The sequence below is a fragment of the Methylobacterium sp. Leaf361 genome (genome assembly GCF_001424445.1).
GTDB lineage: Bacteria > Pseudomonadota > Alphaproteobacteria > Rhizobiales > Beijerinckiaceae > Methylobacterium.
Map to the genome: position 1 here is coordinate 396,081 of NZ_LMPY01000045.1, position 20,334 is coordinate 416,414.

Below are 20,334 nucleotides of genomic sequence, written 5' to 3' on the forward strand. Positions count from 1 at the left end.
ATGCGCGGCCGGCTCCCGGTCTGCGCTGCCCTCGCGGCGATCGTGGCCGGCGCTGGCCCGGCCGAGGCCCTCGACCTGCGGGATCTGCCCGTGATCCCGGGGCCGGTGCCGTGCCCGTCCAAGGGCCAGGGCTTCGTGCGGCTGCCGGGGAGCGGCAGCTGCCTCCGCGTCTCGGGCCGCGTCGTCGCGGGGGCGGATCTGGCCGCGGGGAGCGGCGTCGCGGCAGCGCCAGTTGTCGCCGGCCGCATCGCGGTCGACAACCGCGTCGACACCGATCTCGGCGAGGTGCGGACCTACGTCCGGATCGGCGCCGGCCGCCGTCCGGGCGGGCCCTAGAGGTTGCGCGAGAGGACCAGCGGCCCGCTGCGCACGCCGCGGCCGTACGGGGACGGCGCTGGCGTCTGCCGCCCGTAGCCGGAGGGGAGCTGTGCCCGGCCGATCTCCTCCGCCAGGGTCTTGATCAGCCCTTCCGAGACGGTCTTGGCGCTGGCGAGCACCGTCTGGTTCGCCTCCACGGCCGCGGTGAACCGCCGGTGGGCTGTGCGCAAGGCCTCGACCCCGTCGGGATGGAAGCGCTTCAGTGCGACGGCGTTCGCCTTCGCGACCTCGAGACCCTGCATGTAGGCGGCGGCCAGCGCGGCCTTCGGCTCGGCCGCGGCGACGCCCTCCTGCAGTCGCCCTTCCCGGACGTAGGCCGCCTCTTCGGCGAGCACGGCTTCCAGCGCGGCCATGTTGCCGAGCACGCCCGCCACCAGGGCCTCGGCGGTGATCCGGTCCCCGACGCGCAGCGGTTCAGCCCTTTGCATGGATCGCTCCCTCGCTCGCCGCGCCCTGCATCTTCATGATCTCACGGAAAACCGAATCGGCGATGCCGACTCCGCCGCTCTTCACGATCTGCTTCGCATATTCCTTGGTCAGCATCGAGCGGTAGACACCGCCGCCGGTCCCGTTCTCGCCGAGCGGCCCGTCGGTGCCCTCCGACTGGGTCAGCCGGTCGAGGCTGTTCTCCAGGAACATCGATTCGAAGTCGGTCGCCGTCTTTAAGGCCTTGGCCTTGTTGGCGGTCTTGATGATCCCGTCGACGGCGCTCCCGGCCACCGAGGTTCCGACGCTGGCGGCGGCGCTGGCCGCGAGACTGGCGAGTTGCAGCATGGATCGTCCCTTCGCGTCCGTTCGGTCACATCAGCTCGATATCGGCCTGGAGCGCGCCCGCGGCCTTGATCGCCTGGAGGATCGAGATGAGATCCCGCGGGCCGACGCCCAGGGCGTTGAGACCGTCGACCAGCTCGCGCAGGCTGACACCCTCCTTCACCAGGGCGAGCTTGTTTCCGTCCCCGGTATCGACCTTCACCCCCGTGCGCGGCACCACGACGGTGCGTCCGTCGGAGAACGGCGCCGGCTGGCTGACCTGCGGCTGCTCGGTGATGGTGACGGTGAGGTTGCCCTGGGCGATGGCCACCGTCGACACGCGCACGTCCCGGCCCATGACGATGATGCCGGAGCGCTCGTCGACCACGACTCGGGCGGTCTGGTCAGGCTCCACCTTCAGCTGCTCCACCTCGGTGATGAGGCGGATCATGTTGCCGTTGTAGCGGGACGGGATCTGGATCGTGACGGTGGCCGGGTCGGTGGGCTCGGCGGTGTCGGCGCCCATGAAGTCGTTGATCGCCGCAGCGATCCGCTTCGAGGTGGTGAAATCCGGGTTGCGCAGCGACAGACGCAGCGAGCGGGCGTCGTTCAGCTTGAAGGCGATCTCGCGCTCGATATTGGCGCCGTTGGAAATCCGGCCGTTGGTCGGCACGCCCCGGGTGATCTTCGCGGCATCGCCCTCGGCGGCGAAGCCGGCGATCGCCACCGAGCCCTGCGCCAGGGCGTAGACCTCGCCGTCGGCGCCGAGCAGCGGCGTCACCAGCAGGGTGCCGCCCTGGAGGGACTTGGCGTCGCCCAGCGACGAGACCGTCACGTCGATCCGGGTGCCCTGCGCGGCGAAGGGCGGCAGGCTCGCGGTCACCATCACGGCGGCGAGGTTCTGCGTGCGCATCGTGGCGCCGCGGGTGTTGACGCCGAGGCGCTCCAGCATGGCCTGAAGCGACTGCTTGGTGAACGGGATGTTGTTCAGCGTGTCGCCGGTTCCGTTGAGGCCGACCACGATGCCGTAGCCGACGAGCTGGTTCTGGCGAACGCCCTCGATGGAGGCGAGATCCTTGACGCGCGACAGGGCGAGCGCCGGCACGGACAGCGCGGCGAGAAGCAGGGCGCCCGCGAGGGCGACCGAGAGAGACCGGAGAGGACTGAACGCGTGACGCGGGCGCATGCCGTGTTTCGACCGTGACGGACCTGCCCCCATCCTGCCAGGGTCGTGCCAGCCGCCCGATCTGTGCAAGCCATTGAAGAAAACAAAGTTTTTCCGGGCCAGGTCTGGCCCCGCGCCTCACGGTGCCGGCACCGAACCTGCCGACCCGGCAGCTTCTGCCGGCTTGTTTACCTGCGCTTAACCCTGGCGGCCGAATTTCCGGTTCTGCGCGGGGGCGCTTGGAGCAACGCGAACCGGATCATGCGTGTCGAGACTCGCCAGCCGATCCAGAGCGCCGGCGGTGTCGCGTCCGCCCGGAAGCCCGAGGGCGGCGCAGCCTTCAGCCTCGGCGCGGCCCCGTCGTCGACGACGTCTGCCGGCGCGCCGGCCGCCGCCGCGACGCTCGCCGGGCTCGACGCGGTCCTGCTTCTCCAGGCCGAGGCCGACACGCCCCAGGAGCGGCGCCGGCGCTCCGCCCAGCGCGGCCAGGACCTCCTCGACGGCCTCGACCGGCTGAAGGCGGCACTGCTCGGCGGCCGCGTCGCGTCGCAGGATCTGCGCGCCATCGCCGGCCGCCTGAACGAGCGTGCCGGCCTCTCGGGGGATCCCCGACTCGACGGCCTGATGGCCGAGATCGAACTGCGCGCCGCGGTGGAACTCGCCAAGCTGGAGATGGCCCGGCGCGTCTGACCGGGCTTCCGCACCTGACCCTGGGCGCATCCCGGTACCGCGCCCGGCGAGCGCCCGATCCCGCTACCCCGCCCGCTACACCGCCCGCCGCTTCGGACCCGTCGGCAACATCTGCGGCTCGCCCGGTCCGGTCTCGACGCCGAGATCCGGCACCGCGATGATCGGTGCGCCGCGCAGGTCCTTGCGGGTGACGATGGCGCCGCGCTCCTCGAGATAGGCCAGCATCCGCCGCGCCCGGCCGCCCGAGCTGGTGCCGTAGGCCTCGGCCAGCACGGTGTCGGTGGGGCAGGGGGCGCCCTCAATGGCAGCCCGCGCGACCACGAGGAACAGGCCGGCGAGGTCGTCCGGCAGGCCGGCCGCGATCGCCTGGGCCTGCTCCCAGCCGGAATTGTCCGCGACCGCGCCGCCGGCCTCGGCCCGCGCGACCGCGAGGCGCCGCTTGAACTCGGGCAGACCCATCGTGTCGCCGCGCAGGCGCCGGATCCGGCAGCGGACCGTGAAGTCCTGGTAGAGCGTGGCGGGAGTGCAGGCGGCGGCGTCGGCATCCGCCAGCACGGAGGCCAGCACCTCGGCGAGCGCCGCCTCGCGGGCCTCCGGGTCCATGGGTTCCTCCTCCACCTCCTCCGCCGGAGCCGGCGGACGGTAATTGGCGAGCTGGACGAGCACGTCTGGCGCCGGCGCGGGGCGCGGCTTCGGCCGCGGCGCCAGCGGCGCGACGGTCTCGGCGGGGCTCGCCGTGAGGATCAGCGCGCGGGCATCCTCCAGGGCGTCGGGCAGGGGCACAAGGACCGGCGAGGAACTCCGGCTCACGGTCTGGGTCGGCCCGACCGCGATGGTGAGCGGGCGCCGGGACAGGGCCGGTCCCAGGGCTACGAAATGCCCGCGCGGCAGGTCGCGGAACGTCTCGGCCTGCCGGCGCTCCAGCCCGAGGAGGTCGGCAGCGCGTGCCATGTCGATGTCGAGGAAGGTCCGGCCCATCAGGAAGTTCGAGGCCTCGGCCGCGACGTTCTTGGCGAGCTTGGCGAGGCGCTGCGTGGCGATGATGCCGGCGAGCCCGCGCTTGCGGCCGCGGCACATGAGGTTGGTCATCGCGCCGAGCGACAGGCGCCTGGCCTCGTCCGAGACCTCGCCGGCGGCCGCGGGCGCGAAGAGCTGCGCCTCGTCCACGGCCACCAGCATCGGGTACCAATGGTCGCGGTCGGCGTCGAACAGGCCGCCCAGGAAGGCGGCGGCGGCCCGCATCTGGCCGTCGGCGTCGAGATTCTCCAGCGACAGCACCACCGAGACCCGGTGGGTCCGCACCCGGGCGGCGATCCGCTGCAGGGCGACGTCGTCGCCGTCGGCCTCCACCACGACGTGGCCGTAGCGGTCGGCGAGGCTGGCGAAGTCGCCCTCCGGATCGATGATCGCCTGCTGCACGAGGCCGGCGCTCTGCTCGAGCAGCCGCCGCAGCAGGTGCGATTTGCCGGACCCGGAATTGCCCTGAACCAGGAGCCGCGTGGCGAGCAGTTCGGTGAGGTCGAGGAGCGCGGGGCGCTCGCCGGTCAGGCCGAGATCGATGTCGGAACGCATGGGGCCTCATAGCACGGCCCGGCGGGTCCGGGTGTGCCGCCGCGGCACTGTCCACGCTTCCCGCATATGGGCCGCGTGTGGGCCGCATGCGGGCGTCGATCCGAGGCGTGGCTCCGCCGCCGGTGCGCGATCGGGCCGTCAACCCCCGTCCGGGAGCCCCGGGCCCCGCTCTTCCGCCCTGGACCCCGGCATGGCGGCCCTGTAGGCCCACGGCCCTTCTCTTCAGTCCCGGATTCACGACACGATGGCGGCCTGCGGCCTCGATTTCGGCACGTCGAACACCACGCTCGGGCATATCGGCCCGGACGGCCCGACGCTGCTGCCCCTGGAGGGCGCGCACCGGACGATCCCGAGCGCGATCTTCTTCGAGCTCGGACGGGAGCCGATCATCGGCCGGGCCGCCACGGCGGCCTATGTCGAGGGCCGGTCCGGCCGGCTGATGCGCGGGCTGAAATCCGTGCTCGGCACGCCGCTCATGGAGGAGGCGACCCCGGTCGGCCGCCAGCGGCTGCGCCTGCGCGACGTCATCGCCCGCTACCTCACCGCCGTGAAGGCGCGGGCGGAGGCCGCCAGCGGCCAGAGCCTCGACACCGTGGTCCACGGCCGCCCGGTCCACTTCGTCGACGGCGACCCGGAGGCGGATCGCCGCGCGGAGGAGACGCTGCGCGACATCGCCCGCGACGTCGGCTTCCGGGAGGTCTCGTTCCAGTACGAGCCGATCGCCGCAGCACTCGACTACGAGCGCCAGGTCCGCGCGGAGGAGATCGCCCTCGTCGCCGACATCGGCGGCGGCACCTCGGACTTCTCCATCGTGCGCCTCGCGCCGGAGCGGCGGGGGCGGCCGGACCGGGCCGGCGACATCCTGGCCAACGACGGGGTGCGGATCGGCGGCACCGATTTCGACCGCCAGCTCAGCCTCGGAACGGTGATGCCGCTCCTGGGCCTCGGAAGCCCGATGCGCCGCGGCGACCTCGCGGTGCCGAACGCCTACTACCACGACCTCGCCACGTGGTCGGCGATCAACCGCCTCTACAATCAGAAGACCCTGCGCGAGATCGACGAGGTCATCCGCGACGGCGCCCGGCCCGACCTGCTCGTGCGGCTGCGCGAGGCGGTGGAGGGCGAGCGCGGTCACGCCCTGGCCGGGGCAGTGGAGAGCGCCAAGATCGCGGCGTCCGAACAGGACGCGACCCTGCTCGACCTCGGCCTCCTGGAGCCCGGGCTCGCGGTCCCGGTGGATCGCGCGACCCTGTCCGCCCAGACGGGGGACCTCGCCCGCGCCGTCGCGGCCCGGATCGCGCGCTGCCTCGCGCAGGCGGAACTGACGGCCGACCGGGTCGACGCCCTGTTCCTCACCGGCGGCTCCACCGGCCTGCCGCACCTGCGCGCCGCGCTGACGGCCGCGCTGCCGGCCGCCCGGGTGGTGGAGGGCGACACGTTCGGCTCGGTGGGGCTGGGCCTGACCATCGAGGCGGCCGGCCGCGGAGCGTGAGGCCGCGCCCGGCCGGGCGCGCAGCCTCTGCGGCGATTGACGGGCTGGCCTTGATCCTCGACAAGGCGGTCCCTCCCGCTCGGAGACAACGGCGGCCCATCCGGGCTCCTCCGCGCCGCCTCGCCCGATGCTGTTCAACTCCTTCGTCTTCCTCCTCGCCTTCCTGCCCGCCGCGCTGATCCTGCACGGGCTGGTGGCGCGCGCCGCCCCCGCGTGGCGGCTGCCGCTCCTCGTCGCCCTGTCCTTTGTGTTCTATGGCTGGTGGGACGTCCGGTTCGTGCCGCTGCTGGCCGGCTCGATCCTGGCGAACTGGTGCGTGGCGCGCGCCTACCGCCGGTGGCCCGGCCGCTGGCTGATCCCGGGGGCGATCGCCGCCAACCTCGCGCTGCTCGGCGTGTTCAAGTACCTCGACTTCGCGGCCGACCTCGCCAACCTGATCCCCGGCCTGGAGGCTCACCGGCTCGGCCTCGCCCTGCCGCTCGGCATCTCGTTCTTCACCTTCCACCACATCATGTATCTCGCCGACCTGCGGGCCGGTCGGGCGCCGGGCTTCGGGCTCGTGAAATACGCCCTCTACATCGCGTTCTTCCCGCAGGTTCTCGCCGGCCCGCTCGTGCGCTGGAGCGAGATCATGCACCAGTTCGACGAGGCGCCCTACGCGCGGCCCGACGCCGCCGAGCGCTTCGCCCGCGGGTTGATGCTGCTGACCGTCGGCCTCGCCAAGAAGGTGTTTCTCGGCGATCCGCTCGCGGAATACGTGAACCCGGTGTTCCAGGCCGCCGCTGCCGGCAAGGCCGTCACGGTGGTCGAGGCGTGGCAGGCGACGCTCGGCTTCACCTTCCAGATCTACTTCGACTTCTCCGGCTACACCGACATGGCGCTGGGCATCGCGCTGCTGTTCGGCCTCGTCCTGCCGCAGAACTTCGACACGCCCTACCGCGCCACGTCGCTTCGCGACTTCTGGCGGCGCTGGCACATGACCCTGTCGCGCTTCCTGCGCGACTACCTCTACATCCCGATGGGCGGAAATCGCCGCGGGCTGCCGCGGCAGGTCGGGGCGCTCGTCGCCACGATGACGCTCGGCGGCCTCTGGCACGGGGCCGGCCTGACCTTCCTCGCCTGGGGGGCGCTGCACGGGATCGGCCTCGGGGCCGGTGTCCTGGCGCGCCGGGCTCGGATCGCGATCCCGGCGCCGCTGGGCTGGGCGCTCACCAGCCTGTTCGTCGTGCTGACCTGGGTTCTGTTCCGCGCGACGAGCTTCGAAGCGGCCCTCGCGATCTTCAAAGGACTCTTCGGGCTCGCGCCGAGGGGCTCCGGCTTCAAGTGGCGCACCATCGCCATCGCCGCCCTGGTCGCGACGGTCGGGCCCACCGCCTGGAACGCGGTGCACCGGCTGCCGCCGCGCCGGCTCCTCGCCTTCGGCTTCGCGCTGCTGTTCGTGCTCGTCCTGCTGAAGATCGGCGACGATGCGAACTACGAGTTCATCTACTTCCAGTTCTGAGGATGGCGCCCGCACCCCCCACGACCGACAGGGACTGGCGCGGCTTCGCCCGCGCCCTGGCCCTGTCGATGGTCGGACTCTTCGCGGGCTACCTCGCCCTCGCGGTGCTGGTCGACCCCTACGATACCGGCCGCTCGACGCTGCTGTCCCGGGGGGCCGTGCGGCCGCAGGGGCCCCGCACGGCCTCGGCCGTCCGCGGCCGCGATCCGGCCTATGCGGGCGTGGTGATCGGCAACTCGCACATCCAGCTCATTGAGCCGGCGGCACTGACCGGGCTCACCGGCATCCCGTTCCTCCAGCTCTCGGTGCCGGCCACCGGCCCGTCCGAGCAGTTCGCCCTGCTGGGGTGGTACCTGCAGCACCACGCCCGCCCCGCCGCGATCGTGCTCTCGGCTGACGCGTTCTGGTGCGCGGACGACCCGTCCTTCCCGAGCGAGCACGGCTTTCCCTACTGGCTCGTGGGCGACTGGCCCGCCTACCTGCGCGGGCTGATCCGCTTCTCGGCCGCGCAGGAGACGGTCAACCGCATCGGCTGGCTCCTGAACCCGCGCCGCAAGACCGCCGCGGCCGACGGCTGGTGGGATTACGAGCGCAACTACCTGAGCCAGGGCTTCGGCGTCGATCCCGCCAAGAAGGCGGCGCTGGAGAAGCCGGTCGGGCCCGAGCCGGAGCCGCGGCACGGCGGGCCGTTCCCGATCGCGGCGCGCCTGCGCGCCGAGCTGACCCGGATCCCGGCGGAGACGCCGGTCGTGGTGGTGTTCCCGCCGGTCTACGCCCGCGGCGAGCCGCCGCCCGGCAGCCCTCGGGCGCGGGCCGAGGCGGCCTGCCGGGCCGAGGTGCGCACGGTGCTGGCGACCCACGCGCTCAGCACGGTGGTCGACTGGCGCGACGGCCGCCCCGCGGCGGCCGATCCCGACCAGTTCTTCGACCAGACCCATTACAGGCTGCCGATCGCCCGGAGCCTGACGACCGAGATCGCCGAGGCGATCGTACGGTTGCGGACCAGATGACAGCGTAAAACATCTGTACCGTGGCCTGTTTGCCGCACGCGGCGATGCAGTGACAGCCAGTTACAGCCCCTGCATCCGTGTGCGTTGTGGCGATGAGGCACCTCGACTATACGGCACCTCACGTTATCGCCGCACACCGGCCATCCCCTGGTGGGCGGTTTACCATCCAGCGAGGGTGACGCATGGCGAAGGTGCAGCTGGAGGACGGCTACGTCCCGTCCGACGACGAGCCCTTCATGAACGACCGGCAGCGCGAATATTTTCGGCGCAAGCTGCTGAGCTGGAAGAACGACATCCTGCGCGAGGCGCAGGATACGCTGGTGGCTCTGCAGAGCGAGAACGAGAACCACCCCGACCTCGCCGACCGCGCGTCCTCCGAGACGGACCGGGCGATCGAGCTGCGGGCGCGGGACCGCCAGCGCAAGCTCACCGGCAAGATCGACGCGGCGCTGGCCCGAATCGAGGACGGATCCTACGGGTTCTGCGAGGAGACCGGCGAGCCGATCTCCCTGCGCCGCCTCGACGCGCGCCCGATCGCCACTCTGTCCCTCGAGGCGCAGGAGCGGCACGAGCGCCGCGAGCGCGTCTACCGCGACGACTGATCGGGACTCGGCCGCGCGCCGGATTGCGCTTCCCGTTTGGCGCGACACCTACTGCGTCAGCCGCAGCGCGCCGATGCTGGCCTGGATCGACTTGAAGGCCTTGATCAGGTCGTCGGACGAGTTGGCGAGGTAGAACTGGTCCGGCGACGAGGCGCAGTTCCGCAGCAGCGTCTGGCCGGCCGAGTCGATCGGATCCGCCGGGACGCTGAAGCCGATCGTGTAGATCGATATATTATTTGCCTTCGCGTTGCTGCACGCGAGTGCTGTCAGTTTGTCGAGCGCATCCCGCGCTGTGCGGGCATTCGAAATATTTTGATTGCTGGGCGGAAGCCGCGAATTCGGGTTCGATCCATCGGCGTTCGTAAAATAGCCGAAGGGAAAGTACATGGATTTATTGTAGGATGGGTTCGAATTTACGGGCCAGGTATTTTCCCCATCTGTCATGAGGATCATGATCTTGTTAATCGTGCTGAGGTCGGAATTGGCGCTGTTCGAGGAGTAGCGCGCGCCGTCTGCGAACACGCTGTTCGGGGAAAGCGTGCGCCATCCCCACATGAAACCTTCATGAATATTCGTCGAGCCTGAGGCTACCATCAGGTTGATCAGGTTCTTGAGCGTCGTGGTATCACTGGTCAGTCGCTGAAGCGGCTGGGTCGTGCAGCCGAAATTCGGCCCGTTGGGAATACCCGTGTAGCGGTTTCGCGAGGTGGGCGACGGATCGCGGGGGCTGAGATACTTGCATGCACGCCCCTCGGCCGTCGAGAATGACGTGTCCCGGGTCGGCTTGGGGCAATCGGGGCTGTTCGTATAATCGTCGATATAGCTGTTGAAGCTGATACTCGATGAGTTTTTGGTCGAGTATTCGCTATATTCCGACGAGCCGTCACCCGGCTCGTCGGGGGCGAAGAGCGGGAGATAATAAGAATCCTTGTTGCTCGCGGTCGGTGCGCCGTCTTGAACGTTCAGGGGATAGGGCAGTGTTTCGAGGCATCCCGCCCAGGCCCAGCCGGAGTTGGCCGCCTGCAACTTCGAGAAGATGTCGAAGCGATTGGTGATGCCCGTGCCCTGAAGGCCGTTGACGTTGAGCCAGTGATAGCTGGATTGCGCAGATTGATCGATCCAGGTCGCGTAACGATAGGTGGCTGGATTGACAGCCACAGACGCGGCGAACGGCACGATGGAGATCTTGCTCGCGCTGGAGAAGGCCGGGCTGCTGTAGACGTAGTTGACGAAGTCGGTCGCGGCCGTCTGGACGGCCTGAAGCTTCGACTGTCCCCCGCTCGAGGCGGCCATCGAGCCCGTGTTGTCGAGCACGAGCGCGATCTCGAAAGTCTTCGGCAGCGGCGTGGCGCATTGCGAGACGGCGCCCGGGTTGATGCGCTGGGTGCCGGTCAGCCCGCCGAAGAAGGTCGTCGACTGCTTGTGAGCGGTCAGCGTGATCTTGCGCGGGCTGCTGGTGATGGCCAGCCGGTCGACCACGAGGCTCGCGGCCCCCATGGCACCGGTCATCGTCGTCTGCGCCAGGGCGTTGAGTTCGGTCTCGGACGTCGTCAGCGGCGTCTGGCAGAGCAGCAGCGCCGTGGCGTCGGCGGCGGCCTGGAGCTTCGTCTCCAGCCGCGTGGCGAAGCCGTAATCGATCGCCGCGCCGCCGACCATCACCATCGGCACGCTCAGGAACGCGAACAGCAGGGCGACGTTGCCGCCGCGGTCGCGCAGGATGTCGCGGCAGCGCTCGGGGCGGCCGTCAGGTTTTGCGAACGATCTTCGTGCCATCGCAGTTCGATTGTTTGTCGTCCGGCAGGACGACTTCCGTGTAGGTGCTGGTGCCGTAGGCCTGGCCGCCGCGGGTCGGCCACGGCGCGCTGCTGGTGAACGTGATCGTGTTGCTCACGCCCTTGGCGAGCTTGACCAGCGCGCTCCCGATCATCGGCGTGTAGCTGATGCTGACCTCAGCCAGCACGTAGCGCATGCCCGGCATCCGATAGCCGTCCGGCACGGTCAGGCTGGGCGCGGGGCCCGGGCTCCGCGCGGTCCCGTTGGTGTTGGCGACGCTGGAGCAGACCACCGGGGGACCGCTCGGGTTCTTCGCGTCGGTGCCCATCGCGCTGACCACGATCTTGACCTTCGACGTGTCGAACGGGCGCATCACCGCCGTGGCGGAGGCGAGGATGTCGTTCATCACGGTGGTGCTGATCGGGTTCTGTGTGTCGCCCTGCGCCGTGAGGTCCGCCACGGTGCGGCCGAGCTGCGTCAGCTTGCGCCACTCGTCGATGGCGTGCGTCACCTCCGTCATGCCCGCCCAGATCGCGAGCAGGATCGGCAGGATGACGGCGAACTCGACGGCCGCGCCGCCGCGCCTGTCGTGCCGGAGCCGTGCCGCCCGCCGGGTCAGGACGGTGAGGACGGGCACGGGCTCGCTCCGACGATCTGGTAGGGCTCGGTGCGGAACACCGCCGTGGAGGTCAGCAGGCTCGATCCCTCCGCGGATCCGCTGGTGAACTGCTTCGTGTTGAGGCCCATCAGGTTGAAGAAGGTCGGGAACGGCACCGCCGCGGTGACGATGACGATCGTGCCGGGCGAAGCGCATTTGTAGTTGGAGCCGAAACTCGTGCTCCACGTGCCCGTGGCGGTGTCGATCGGCTTGTTCGCGGTCGCGCTCGCGAAGCTGCTCGAGGTCGCGACGTCGATCTTGACGTTCTGGCAGTTGAAGACGGTGGGCACGGGGCTGACGGGCGATCCGCACATCCGCGCCTTCAGGGTCGCGAGCACGGTCGCCGGATTGGTCTGGCCCGCGGTGTCGAGCTGGAACTGGCCGGTGAAGATCGTCCGGACCGCGTTCTGGAGCGCGCGATCGAAATTCTGCGTCGCCCACATCTGGAACACGATCTGGATGATCGCGCCGCACAGCGCCAGGAAGGGCAGGGCCACGAGGGCGAACTCCACCGCGGCCGCGCCCCCGGTGTCGCGCCCGAGGCGCGCCAGAAGGCAACCTGGCGTCACTCTGACCTGCGTTCCTACAAGTCCTCGGCTGTTCATATGCGAGCAGATCAGTCGGAAGTAGCCATCTCATCCGATGTGACGCCAAGCTTTTGCGAAACTCTTAATCCGATCGACTAGACCAGGGTTATCAAAGGGCCACTACTTTTGGTTGTAATAGCGGCGACGTGTCGGCGACGCGCTGTTGACGCACCGCCTGCGCGCGCCAATTCCCCGCGCAGCGTGCCGGAGAACCCCATGAGATCCCCCCTGATCGCGCTCGTGGTCGGCGCGGTGGCGCTCGCGCTCGCCGCCTGCGATGCCCCGAAGCCCGGACCGGCCGGACCTCCCGGGGCGAAGGGTGATCGGGGACCGGCGGGGCCGGCCGGGCCGGCGGGGGTGAACGGCGCCACCGGCGCCCGCGGCCCCGCGGGCGACCCGGGCCCGGCCGGACAGGCCGGGCCGCCGGGACCGTCCCTGAACAGCCAATTGCGCCTCGACGTGGCGTGCCGCCGTGACGAGGAATTGATTGGCGCTTACTGCCGAGGCATGGCGGTTGTGCCGTCGGTGACCGTCACGGACGGCGTGTCCACGGTCGGCTGCCTCGACATGACCGCCAAGGCCGCCAAGGATGCCCAGCCCGTCGCGGTCTGCATGAAGAAGCCATGAGACTCGCCGTCCCCGCACTCTTGGTCGCGCTGGTGTCCGGCCCGGCCTGCGCGCAATCCTTCGTGCCCACGGAACGGGCGGCGATCGACCTCGTGCGCGACCGGCGCACCGCCGGCTTCACCACGGTGGCGCGGACGCTTGCCTATGCCGAGCGCGCGACCGGCGGCGCCTTCCGTCTCGGCGGCTACCGAGTCGATTACCGCCCGGACGTCCCCTTCGCCCGGGTGCGGATCTGCTATCGCCTGGGGATCGACCCGCCGACCTGCGGCCTCGCTTACCGCGTCGCGGTCAATCCCGCCCATGTCGAGCCGGCCGACCGCTACAATGGGCTGACGCGCGACCTGGAGCACGGCCCGCAGGCCTTCCTCCGGGCACTCGCCCGGGAGACCGACCTCCAGCGCCAGCCGGATATCCTGCGGAAGGTCGAGGCCGCACTCGAGCCCTACAACCCCTACGACTGGCGCTGAGGGAGGCGGCTCTTAGAGCAGCCGCGGCCAGCGCAGGAGCCGCTCCGGCGCGAAGGCCGCGACCGGCACGGCCGGTTCCCGGCCGGTGGCGAGGTCGGCGACGATCTCGCCGGTGATCGGGCCGGTGGACAGGCCGATATGGCCGTGGCCGAAGGCGAAGAGCAGGCCGTCGTGCCGGGGGGCGCGGCCGATCACCGGCATCCCGTCGGGGGTCGACGGCCGGGAGCCGAGCCACGGCGCGTTGTCCAGCGGGCCGCCGAGCCGAAGGGTGGAGGCCGCCTCCCGGGACGCCGCATCGATCTGGGTGTGGTCGGGCGCGGCGGCGCGCGCGTTGAGCTCGACACCGGACAGGACCCGGACCCGGTGCTCGCCCATCGGCGACAGGATCGAGCCCGCGCCCGTGTCGAGGATCGGCCGGGTCAGCGGCGGGCTGTCCGGATGCAGGGCGTAGTGGCGGTGGTAGCCGCGTTCGGCCGCAACGGCGAAACGGTAGCCCAGGGTCCGGGCGATCGCCCCGGACGCGGCGCCGGCCGCGAGGACCACCTGTCGGCCCCGCACCGCGCCGCCGTCGTGATCGACGCGCCAGCCGTCCGCCTGGGGCTCCAGCCGGGCGACGCTGCCCCGCAGGCGGCGGCCGCCGAGACCGGTGAACAGGGCCTCGCACGCCTCGATGAGCCGGCCGGGCTCGCGGACCGACCCCGTCTCGGTGAGCAGCATGGCCCGCGCGTAGGGCCGCACCAGCGCCGGCTCGAGCGCGCGCAGCGCCGCGGTGTCGAGGATGTCGAAGGCGACCCCGTGCCCGGCCAGGATCTCGCGCTCGAGGGCGGCGGACGCGAAGGCCGCTTCGGTGCGGTAGGCCTTGATCCAGCCCGTCCGCTGTAGCCGGTCGCCGGTCCCGGCCCGGGCCGCCAGCCGCTCGTGGGCCGGATAGGCGGCGCTGGTCAGCGGCAGCAGCGCCTCCGCGGCGCGGCGCCAGCGCGAGGCGCGCGCGGCGGCGAGGAAGTGGGCCGTGTAGGGCACGATCCGCGGGAGATGCCAGTAGTGCAGCCGCAGGCCGCGATCGGCGTTGCGCAGGTAGGCCGGGAGCTTGCCCCACAGGGCCGGGCTCGACATCGGCAGGATCGAGCCGCGGCTGACCACGCCGGCATTGCCGTAGGAGGTCCTGGCCCGCGCCTCGCCGGGATCCAGCAGCACCACGTCGAGCCCGCGGTCCCTCAGCGCGATGGCGCTGGCGAGGCCGACCATCCCGCCGCCGACCACCACGATGTCGGCCGTCTCGTCCGTCGCCATGCCGCTCACATCCTGCACCGCACCACGCGCGCCCTTCTGCCGGGTTTCCCGCGTCCTGGGTAGCGGGCGCTGCGGGGGACGCATCCGGCCGGTGTGATCGCGAAGTCCCGCGCACATTCCCGCGCAGATCGGCTAGAGAGCGGGCCATGACTCTCGTCCGCTTCGCACCCTCGCCGACCGGGTATCTCCATATCGGCAATGCCCGGCCGGCCCTGCTCAACGCCCTGTTCGCCCGCCGGACCGGCGGCCGCTTCCTGCTGCGCCTCGACGACACCGACGCGGAGCGCTCCACGGAGGCCTTCGCCCAGGCGATCGGCGAGGATCTCGCGTGGCTCGGCATCGTGCCCGACCTGTTCGCCCGGCAGAGCGACCGCACGGCGCAGCACGACGCCGCCGCCGACCGCCTGCGCGCAGCGGGAAGGCTCTACCCCTGCTACGAGACGCCGGAGGAGCTGGAGCGCCGCCGCAGGCGTCAGCTCGGCCGCGGCCAGCCGCCGATCTACGACCGGGCGGCGCTGCGGCTGACCGCCGAGGAGCGGGCGGCGCTGGAGGCGGAGGGCCGCCGGCCGCACTGGCGGTTCCTGCTCGAGGCGCGGACCGTCGGCTGGGACGACCTCGTCCGCGGGCCGGCCCATGTCGACTGCGCGTCCCTGTCGGACCCGGTGCTGATCCGCGCCGACGGCAGCTACCTCTACACGCTGCCGTCGGTGGTGGACGACGCCGATCTCGGGATCACCCACGTCATCCGCGGCGAGGACCACGTCACCAACACCGGCGTGCAGGTGCAGATCTTCGAGGCCCTGGGCGCGCCCGTCCCGGTCTTCGGCCACCACAACCTGCTGACGACGGCCGACGGGGAGGGGCTGTCGAAGCGCCTCGGCCACCTGTCGCTGCGCGGCCTGCGCGAGGCCGGCTACGAGCCCGCGGCGGTGCGCTCGCTGGCGGTGCTCACCGGCTCGGCCGAATCGGTGCGGGCGGTGCCCGACCTCGACACCCTCGCGGGCCTCGTCGATCTCGGCGAGATCTCGCGGGCGCCGGCCCGGTTCGACCCGGCGGAGCTCGACGGCCTCAACGCCCGCTTGGTCCACGTCATGCCGTACGCGGAGGCGGCCACGCGCCTCGCGGCTCTGGGGATCCCCGAGGACGGGGCCGAGGCCTTCTGGCACGCGGTGCGGGCCAATCTCGGGCGCGTCGCGGAGGCGGCCGACTGGTGGCGGGTCGTGGCCGGTCCCGTCGAGCCGGTGCTCACCGAGCCCGCCGTGATCGCGGCCGCCCGCGAGACCCTGCCGCCCGAGCCGTTCGACCCGGAAACCTGGAAGGCGTGGACGACCGAGATCCGGACCCGCACCGGGGCCAAGGGCCGCGGCCTGTTCATGCCGCTCCGGCTCGCCCTCACCGGCCTGGAGCACGGGCCGGACCTCGCCGGCCTGCTGCCGCTGATCGGGCGGGAGCGGGCGGCGCGCCGGCTCTCCGGCGCCGCCGCCTGAGCGATCAGCGGCCGGGCTTCGGGCGCGCCTCGATCAGCGCGGCGTCGAGCAGGAAGCTGCCGTCGGCCTCGATGGCGAAATGCGCCGCGACCTCCGCGGGCGCGGTGACCTGCAGCGCCCGGATCGCCGCGACGTGTGTCTCCGGCGTCCGCATCCGGGCGATCCAGCTCGCGAACTCCATGCGCGGCCGGCTCGGCGTCGCGTCGCCGGGCGCGAATCCGGCCGCCTCCAGCAGGGCCCGCCATTCCGAGACCCGGTAGTCGCGCACGTGCGAGGGGTCGCGCAGCAGCTCCAGCGCCTGCAGGTGCGTGTCCAGCAGCGGATCCTCGGGCGCGACGATGTCGCAGACGATGAGGAACCCGTCCGCCCGCAGCACCCGTCGCGCTTCCGCCAGGGCCGCCGGCACGTCGCGCCAGTGGTGGGCGCTGTAGCGGGTCAGGACGGCGTCGAAGCTCGCGTCGGGGAAGGGCAGGGCCTCGGCGCCGCCCTGCCGGGTCTCGATCCGGTCGAGCCCCCGCCGGGCCGCCTCGGCGGATACGGCCGCCAGCATGTCGGCCGACAGGTCGTAGGCCGTGACGGCGGCGCCAGCGGCGGCCGCCGCGAAGGCGACGTGGCCGCCGCCGCAGCCGAGGTCGAGCACCCGCAGGCCCGGTCGCGCGCGGACCCGCTCGCCGATCCGGTCGAGATCGGCGCCGGCGGCGTGCACGGCGCTGGTCACGTAGGCGGAGGCCTGCGCGCCGAACTGGTCGACGACGTGTCGGGCGTGGCTGCGGGCGTTCATCGGCGGATCTCCCGGATCAGGTTGCGAGCGGCTTCAGGCGGGACAGCCGCAGGGCGATCATCAGCGCCAGACCGTACAGCCCGCCCACGAACAGCACCACGCCGTTCCTCCCGGAATGGGCGAAGAACCAGCCGCCCGCGGTCCCGAGGACCGACGAGCCCAGATAGTAGAGGCCGAGATAGATCGCCGAGGCCTGGGCCCTGTCGCGCAGCGCCCGCCGCCCGACCCAGCTGCTCGCGACCGCGTGGGCGCCGAAGAAGCCTACCGTCGTCACCACGATGCCGGCCAGGATCAGCAGCAGGCGGTCCGAGAGCGTCATCACGATGCCGGCCAAGCCGACGGCGGTGGCGACCCAGAGGACACGGCGGCGGCCGAAGCGGCTCGCCAGCTCGCCGGTGACAGGGCTGCTGACCATACCGGCGAGGTAGACCGAGAAGATCATCCCGATCACCGCCTGGCTCAGCGCGTAGGGCGGGTCCAGCAGGCGAAAGCCGATGTAATTGTAGATGCAGACGAAGCCGCCCATCAGCAGGAACGCCTCGGCGAAGAGCCAGGGCAGGCCGGCGTCGCGGAAATGGTGGGCGAAGCTGCCCGGGACTTCCGCCCAGGCCAGCCGGCGCGGCACGAAGCGGCGCGAGGGCGGCAGCCAGCGCCAGAACGCCAGCGCGGCGGCGAGCGCGAGGCCGCCGATCACCGCGAGCCCGGCGCGCCAGCTGACGAAGTCCGCCATCACGCCGCTGATCAGGCGGCCCGACATGCCGCCCAGCGCGTTGCCGCCGACGAGCAGGCCCATCGACAGGCCGATGGCCTTGGCGTCCATCTCCTCGGCGAGATAGGCCATGGCGACGGCCGGGAGTCCGCTGGCCGTCAGCCCGGTGAGCGCGCGCAGCGCCAGGAAGCCGTACCAGCCGGGGACCAGGGCGGCCACGACCGTGAGCACCGCCGAGGCGACCAGCGAGGCCAGCATCACCGGCTTGCGCCCCCAGATCTCCGAGAGCGGGCTGACGACGAGCAGCGCCACCGCCAGCAGCCCGCAGGGCAGCGACAGGGCGAGGCTGCTCGCGGCCGGCGACACGCCGAAATCCTCCGCGTAGATCGGCAGGAGCGGCTGGACCGCGTAGAGCACCGCGAAGGTCGAGAAGCCGGCCGCCGCCAGGGCCAGAGCCGTGCGGCGGAAGACCGGTGTGCCCGACCGGATGAGCCCGTCCTCCGCCTCGCTGTTCATGACCGTCCCGCGCCGCTGTCCTCAACCGGTGGTGAGGCGCTGTGGCCGCACGGTCAACTGCCGCGCAGGACAGGCCCGCGCGGCGGCCGCCCTAGCGCGGCGGCGGAGGCGGCGGAGGCGCTGCCTGGCCCTGCCCCTGACCTTGCCCCTGCTGCAGCAGCGGCGTGATCCGCTGGACGACGACGCGGCGGTTCTCCCGCGACGGGCCCTGCGTGTTCACTTTCAGGTACTGCTCGCCGTACCCTTGGGTGGTCAGGTTCTCCGGCGGCACGCGGAACTGCTCGGTCAGCACGGTCGCCACCGACTGGGCGCGCCGGTCCGACAGCGACAGGTTGTCGAGCGCGGAGCCGACGGCGTCGGTGAAGCCCTCGATCAGGAACACCTCCCGCGGGTTGGCCTGGATGGCGCGGTTCATCGCGCCGGCGATCACCGACAGCTTGGCCGCCTGATCGGGCGTGACGGTGAACGAGCCGGTGTCGAAGGTGATCGTGTTGATGTCGACCGAGCGCAGGCGGGCGCGGAGGTCCGGGCTGTAGCGGATCTGGTCCAGCGTGTACCGGCGGTCGACTTGCACCACGGGCGGCGCCGTCAGCGCCTCGTAGACCTCCGCCTCGTCGGCCTGGGCGTAATCCACGATGTAGCGGTCCCGCGGGATGCGGATCTCCGGCGGCGGCAGCACCACCACGTCCTCGTAGATCGGGCGGAGCGGGCCGGCGTAGCTGTTGTCGATCAGGACGAGCTCGCGACCGTCGCGGTAGCGGAGGTAGCGGCGCAGCATCCGACCGTCGTCGTTCGTGACGGTGACGATCTGCTCGCCGCCGGGTCGGTCGACGTAGCTGTAGAAGTCCGCGCCCTGCCGCTCGAACCGGTAGCCGCGCGGGTCGAGGGTGCGGAAGCGCTCGTTCTCGTCGTGGCGGATCAGGTAGCCGTCGCGGTCCTGCACGATGATGCGGCCCGGCTCCCGGTAATAGGTCCGGCCATCCTCCCGGAACTCGCGCCGGTCTGTGCGGACCTGATCGAAGTCGCGCACGCCGTCGTTCTGGCGGAAACCGCCGGGGACGTAGCCGGGTTGTCCCGGCCGGTTGAAGGCGTTCGGGTCGGCCGGACGGCCCGGGCCGCCCGCGGGCGGCTGTCCCGGCTGTGCCGGCGCCGTCCCGGGCTGCGGGCCGCCGGGCGGCGGGGCCTGTCCGGGGGCGGGAGCCTGGCCCGGCGGCACGAACGGCCGTCCCGGAATCCCGGGGGCCATGTTGGGCGGCACCGGGCGTCCGGGCTCGGCGCCGGGAGCACCGTTGGGCTGGGCCGGCGCCCGTCCCTCGGGCTGGGCTCCCTGCGGCTGGAACGGCCGTCCCGGAACGCCCGGAGCGGCGTTGGGCGCCTGCGGCCGGCCGGGCTCGGCGCCGGGACCGCCATTCGGCTGGGCGCGGTTCTCGGGCTGGCGGTTGTCGGGCTGCGCGTCTGGGCGCTGGGCCGGCCGACCGGGTGCGCCGGGGGGCGCGTTCGGCGGCTGAGACCGGTCGCCGGGCGCACCCGGACCGCCCGGACGCTGACCCGGCGGTCCGCGATCCGGCGCGGACCGGTCGGGGGCCGCGTCGCGCTGCGCGGGACGGTTCGGCTGGTCGTCGGGACCGGGGCGATCCCGGTCGGGCGCCTGGCGCTGCTGCGGAGGGGCCGGCGGACGCTCCGGCGCGGGCCGCCCCTGGGGCGGCGGAGCCTGATCGCGATCCGGCGCCTGCTGACGCTCGGACCGCCCCGGGCCGGGCCGATCCTGCGACCCGCGGTCCGGACGGTCCGGCTGCTGATCCCGCCGGTCTTGCTGCCGGTCCTGCTGCCGCTCCGGTTGGCGGTCCTGCCGGTCCGGCGCCGGGGGACGGGCCGCCGGCGGCTCCGGCCGGCGCTCGGGCGCGCGCTCCCGCGGAGGCGGTTCGGCCTGCGGCTGGCGCTGGGCGGGCGGTTCGGGCCGCTCGCGCGGGGGCGGCGGCGCCCGCTCCGGCCGGGGTTCGGGCCGCTCGCGCGCGGCCGGTGGGCCCGGCGGCGGGCTGGGACGCTCCTGCGGCGGCCGCTCGGGGCGCGGGCCACCGTGCGGGGGCTCGCCGCCGCGGGGGCCGCGCTCCTCCGGTCCGCCCTGCGCCACCTGGATCCGGCCCGGCGCGGCGTCTGCGAGCTGCACGAGCGTCAGGCCCGGCAGCACCGTGCCGGTGAGGAGGATCAGGCGGAGCAGGCGCATCGCGGTCTCGTGTCGGTTCAGGCCGAGCCGAACACCGGACGTCGCGTATGGTTCC

20 protein-coding genes are annotated in these 20,334 nt (G+C 72.2%); 9 read left to right on the top strand and 11 right to left on the bottom strand.

The window, feature by feature from the left end; translation table 11 throughout:
* Entirely contained in the window at positions 1 to 336 is a 336-nt protein-coding gene (locus tag ASG32_RS25620) for a hypothetical protein (protein WP_056531920.1), read from the top strand.
* Here ASG32_RS25620 and ASG32_RS25625 read toward each other — a convergent pair.
* The 3 genes from ASG32_RS25625 to ASG32_RS25635 are packed head-to-tail and all read right to left on the bottom strand — an operon-like array spanning position 333 to position 2,314.
* The gene (locus ASG32_RS25625) at positions 333 to 806 is read right to left on the bottom strand and encodes a hypothetical protein (protein ID WP_020092929.1); all 474 of its coding nucleotides are present in this window, start codon (positions 804 to 806) and stop codon (positions 333 to 335) included. The genes ASG32_RS25620 and ASG32_RS25625 overlap by 4 nt on opposite strands.
* Positions 793 to 1,152, bottom strand: coding sequence for a rod-binding protein (locus ASG32_RS25630; protein WP_056531922.1), 360 nt, complete (start codon positions 1,150 to 1,152; stop codon positions 793 to 795). Before ASG32_RS25630 ends, ASG32_RS25625 begins: the two co-directional genes overlap by 14 nt.
* A gap of 25 nt (positions 1,153 to 1,177) precedes the next feature.
* Positions 1,178 to 2,314, bottom strand: a complete 1,137-nt coding sequence (locus ASG32_RS25635) for a flagellar basal body P-ring protein FlgI (protein ID WP_042672916.1) — start codon at positions 2,312 to 2,314, stop codon at positions 1,178 to 1,180.
* Positions 2,315 to 2,554: 240 nt separating this feature from the next.
* Between ASG32_RS25635 and ASG32_RS25640 the strand changes: the two genes are divergently transcribed.
* A complete protein-coding gene (locus ASG32_RS25640) occupies positions 2,555 to 2,983 on the top strand; it encodes a flagellar assembly protein FliX (RefSeq protein ID WP_056531924.1) in 429 nt (142 codons plus the stop codon).
* Between the two features lie 75 nt (positions 2,984 to 3,058).
* On the opposite strand, the gene ASG32_RS25645 is transcribed toward ASG32_RS25640, so the two are convergent.
* Positions 3,059 to 4,555, bottom strand: coding sequence for an ATP-binding protein (locus tag ASG32_RS25645; RefSeq protein WP_056531927.1), 1,497 nt, complete (start codon positions 4,553 to 4,555; stop codon positions 3,059 to 3,061).
* Between the two features lie 244 nt (positions 4,556 to 4,799).
* On the opposite strand from ASG32_RS25645, the gene ASG32_RS25650 reads away from it, so the two are divergent.
* The 4 genes from ASG32_RS25650 to dksA all read left to right on the top strand — a co-directional run bounded on the left by ASG32_RS25650 (position 4,800) and on the right by dksA (position 9,160).
* The gene (locus ASG32_RS25650; protein WP_056531929.1) at positions 4,800 to 6,047 is read left to right on the top strand and encodes an Hsp70 family protein; all 1,248 of its coding nucleotides are present in this window, start codon (positions 4,800 to 4,802) and stop codon (positions 6,045 to 6,047) included.
* Positions 6,048 to 6,174: 127 nt separating this feature from the next.
* Positions 6,175 to 7,548 (top strand): MBOAT family O-acyltransferase, encoded by a 1,374-nt coding sequence (locus tag ASG32_RS25655; protein ID WP_056531930.1) that lies wholly within the window; start codon positions 6,175 to 6,177, stop codon positions 7,546 to 7,548.
* 2 nt (positions 7,549 to 7,550) lie between these two features.
* The gene (locus tag ASG32_RS25660; RefSeq protein WP_056531932.1) at positions 7,551 to 8,558 is read left to right on the top strand and encodes a hypothetical protein; all 1,008 of its coding nucleotides are present in this window, start codon (positions 7,551 to 7,553) and stop codon (positions 8,556 to 8,558) included.
* Between the two features lie 182 nt (positions 8,559 to 8,740).
* Positions 8,741 to 9,160, top strand: coding sequence for an RNA polymerase-binding protein DksA (gene dksA / locus ASG32_RS25665; RefSeq protein ID WP_012322444.1), 420 nt, complete (start codon positions 8,741 to 8,743; stop codon positions 9,158 to 9,160).
* Between the two features lie 48 nt (positions 9,161 to 9,208).
* Here the strand turns inward: dksA and ASG32_RS25670 are convergent, their stop codons facing one another.
* From ASG32_RS25670 to ASG32_RS25680, 3 genes are read right to left on the bottom strand one after another with little or no spacing between them, the layout of a single operon-like run.
* Entirely contained in the window at positions 9,209 to 10,933 is a 1,725-nt protein-coding gene (locus ASG32_RS25670) for a pilus assembly protein TadG-related protein (protein WP_082558046.1), read from the bottom strand.
* Positions 10,905 to 11,570, bottom strand: a complete 666-nt coding sequence (locus ASG32_RS25675; RefSeq protein WP_056531935.1) for a TadE/TadG family type IV pilus assembly protein — start codon at positions 11,568 to 11,570, stop codon at positions 10,905 to 10,907. The genes ASG32_RS25670 and ASG32_RS25675 overlap by 29 nt, the downstream gene beginning before the upstream one ends.
* Positions 11,549 to 12,160, bottom strand: coding sequence for a TadE/TadG family type IV pilus assembly protein (locus ASG32_RS25680; protein ID WP_056531937.1), 612 nt, complete (start codon positions 12,158 to 12,160; stop codon positions 11,549 to 11,551). The genes ASG32_RS25675 and ASG32_RS25680 overlap by 22 nt, the downstream gene beginning before the upstream one ends.
* Before the next feature lie 234 nt (positions 12,161 to 12,394).
* Between ASG32_RS25680 and ASG32_RS25685 the strand changes: the two genes are divergently transcribed.
* Both ASG32_RS25685 and ASG32_RS25690 read left to right on the top strand, forming a co-directional pair.
* Positions 12,395 to 12,805, top strand: a complete 411-nt coding sequence (locus tag ASG32_RS25685; protein ID WP_056531939.1) for a collagen-like protein — start codon at positions 12,395 to 12,397, stop codon at positions 12,803 to 12,805.
* Complete coding sequence (locus tag ASG32_RS25690; protein ID WP_056531941.1) at positions 12,802 to 13,272, top strand: hypothetical protein; 471 nt, start codon at positions 12,802 to 12,804, stop codon at positions 13,270 to 13,272. The genes ASG32_RS25685 and ASG32_RS25690 overlap by 4 nt, the downstream gene beginning before the upstream one ends.
* Before the next feature lie 12 nt (positions 13,273 to 13,284).
* Here ASG32_RS25690 and ASG32_RS25695 read toward each other — a convergent pair whose 3' ends face one another.
* Complete coding sequence (locus ASG32_RS25695; RefSeq protein WP_056531943.1) at positions 13,285 to 14,562, bottom strand: FAD-binding oxidoreductase; 1,278 nt, start codon at positions 14,560 to 14,562, stop codon at positions 13,285 to 13,287.
* Positions 14,563 to 14,708: 146 nt separating this feature from the next.
* On the opposite strand from ASG32_RS25695, the gene ASG32_RS25700 reads away from it, so the two are divergent.
* Positions 14,709 to 16,049 (top strand): glutamate--tRNA ligase, encoded by a 1,341-nt coding sequence (locus ASG32_RS25700; RefSeq protein WP_056531945.1) that lies wholly within the window; start codon positions 14,709 to 14,711, stop codon positions 16,047 to 16,049.
* A 4-nt stretch (positions 16,050 to 16,053) separates the two neighbouring features.
* Here the strand turns inward: ASG32_RS25700 and ASG32_RS25705 are convergent, their stop codons facing one another.
* From ASG32_RS25705 to ASG32_RS25715, 3 genes are all read right to left on the bottom strand, one after another.
* Entirely contained in the window at positions 16,054 to 16,830 is a 777-nt protein-coding gene (locus ASG32_RS25705; protein ID WP_056531947.1) for a methyltransferase domain-containing protein, read from the bottom strand.
* Between the two features lie 16 nt (positions 16,831 to 16,846).
* Positions 16,847 to 18,055, bottom strand: coding sequence for an MFS transporter (locus tag ASG32_RS25710; protein ID WP_056531950.1), 1,209 nt, complete (start codon positions 18,053 to 18,055; stop codon positions 16,847 to 16,849).
* Positions 18,056 to 18,146: 91 nt separating this feature from the next.
* Complete coding sequence (locus tag ASG32_RS25715) at positions 18,147 to 20,279, bottom strand: OmpA family protein (RefSeq protein ID WP_056531952.1); 2,133 nt, start codon at positions 20,277 to 20,279, stop codon at positions 18,147 to 18,149.
* Positions 20,280 to 20,334 lie beyond the last annotated feature (55 nt).

Bases quoted from the DNA above. Each gene is read 5' to 3' on its own strand.
- ASG32_RS25620 (WP_056531920.1), top strand. From the start codon at position 1: ATGCGCGGCCGGCTCCCGGTCTGCGCTGCCCTCGCGGCGATCGTGGCC.
- ASG32_RS25625 (WP_020092929.1), bottom strand. From the start codon at position 806: ATGCAAAGGGCTGAACCGCTGCGCGTCGGGGACCGGATCACCGCCGAG.
- ASG32_RS25630 (WP_056531922.1), bottom strand. From the start codon at position 1,152: ATGCTGCAACTCGCCAGTCTCGCGGCCAGCGCCGCCGCCAGCGTCGGA.
- ASG32_RS25635 (WP_042672916.1), bottom strand. From the start codon at position 2,314: ATGCGCCCGCGTCACGCGTTCAGTCCTCTCCGGTCTCTCTCGGTCGCC.
- ASG32_RS25640 (WP_056531924.1), top strand. From the start codon at position 2,555: ATGCGTGTCGAGACTCGCCAGCCGATCCAGAGCGCCGGCGGTGTCGCG.
- ASG32_RS25645 (WP_056531927.1), bottom strand. From the start codon at position 4,555: ATGCGTTCCGACATCGATCTCGGCCTGACCGGCGAGCGCCCCGCGCTC.
- ASG32_RS25650 (WP_056531929.1), top strand. From the start codon at position 4,800: ATGGCGGCCTGCGGCCTCGATTTCGGCACGTCGAACACCACGCTCGGG.
- ASG32_RS25655 (WP_056531930.1), top strand. From the start codon at position 6,175: ATGCTGTTCAACTCCTTCGTCTTCCTCCTCGCCTTCCTGCCCGCCGCG.
- ASG32_RS25660 (WP_056531932.1), top strand. From the start codon at position 7,551: ATGGCGCCCGCACCCCCCACGACCGACAGGGACTGGCGCGGCTTCGCC.
- dksA (WP_012322444.1), top strand. From the start codon at position 8,741: ATGGCGAAGGTGCAGCTGGAGGACGGCTACGTCCCGTCCGACGACGAG.
- ASG32_RS25670 (WP_082558046.1), bottom strand. From the start codon at position 10,933: ATGGCACGAAGATCGTTCGCAAAACCTGACGGCCGCCCCGAGCGCTGC.
- ASG32_RS25685 (WP_056531939.1), top strand. From the start codon at position 12,395: ATGAGATCCCCCCTGATCGCGCTCGTGGTCGGCGCGGTGGCGCTCGCG.
- ASG32_RS25690 (WP_056531941.1), top strand. From the start codon at position 12,802: ATGAGACTCGCCGTCCCCGCACTCTTGGTCGCGCTGGTGTCCGGCCCG.
- ASG32_RS25695 (WP_056531943.1), bottom strand. From the start codon at position 14,562: ATGGCGACGGACGAGACGGCCGACATCGTGGTGGTCGGCGGCGGGATG.
- ASG32_RS25700 (WP_056531945.1), top strand. From the start codon at position 14,709: ATGACTCTCGTCCGCTTCGCACCCTCGCCGACCGGGTATCTCCATATC.
- ASG32_RS25705 (WP_056531947.1), bottom strand. From the start codon at position 16,830: ATGAACGCCCGCAGCCACGCCCGACACGTCGTCGACCAGTTCGGCGCG.
- ASG32_RS25710 (WP_056531950.1), bottom strand. From the start codon at position 18,055: ATGAACAGCGAGGCGGAGGACGGGCTCATCCGGTCGGGCACACCGGTC.
- ASG32_RS25715 (WP_056531952.1), bottom strand. From the start codon at position 20,279: ATGCGCCTGCTCCGCCTGATCCTCCTCACCGGCACGGTGCTGCCGGGC.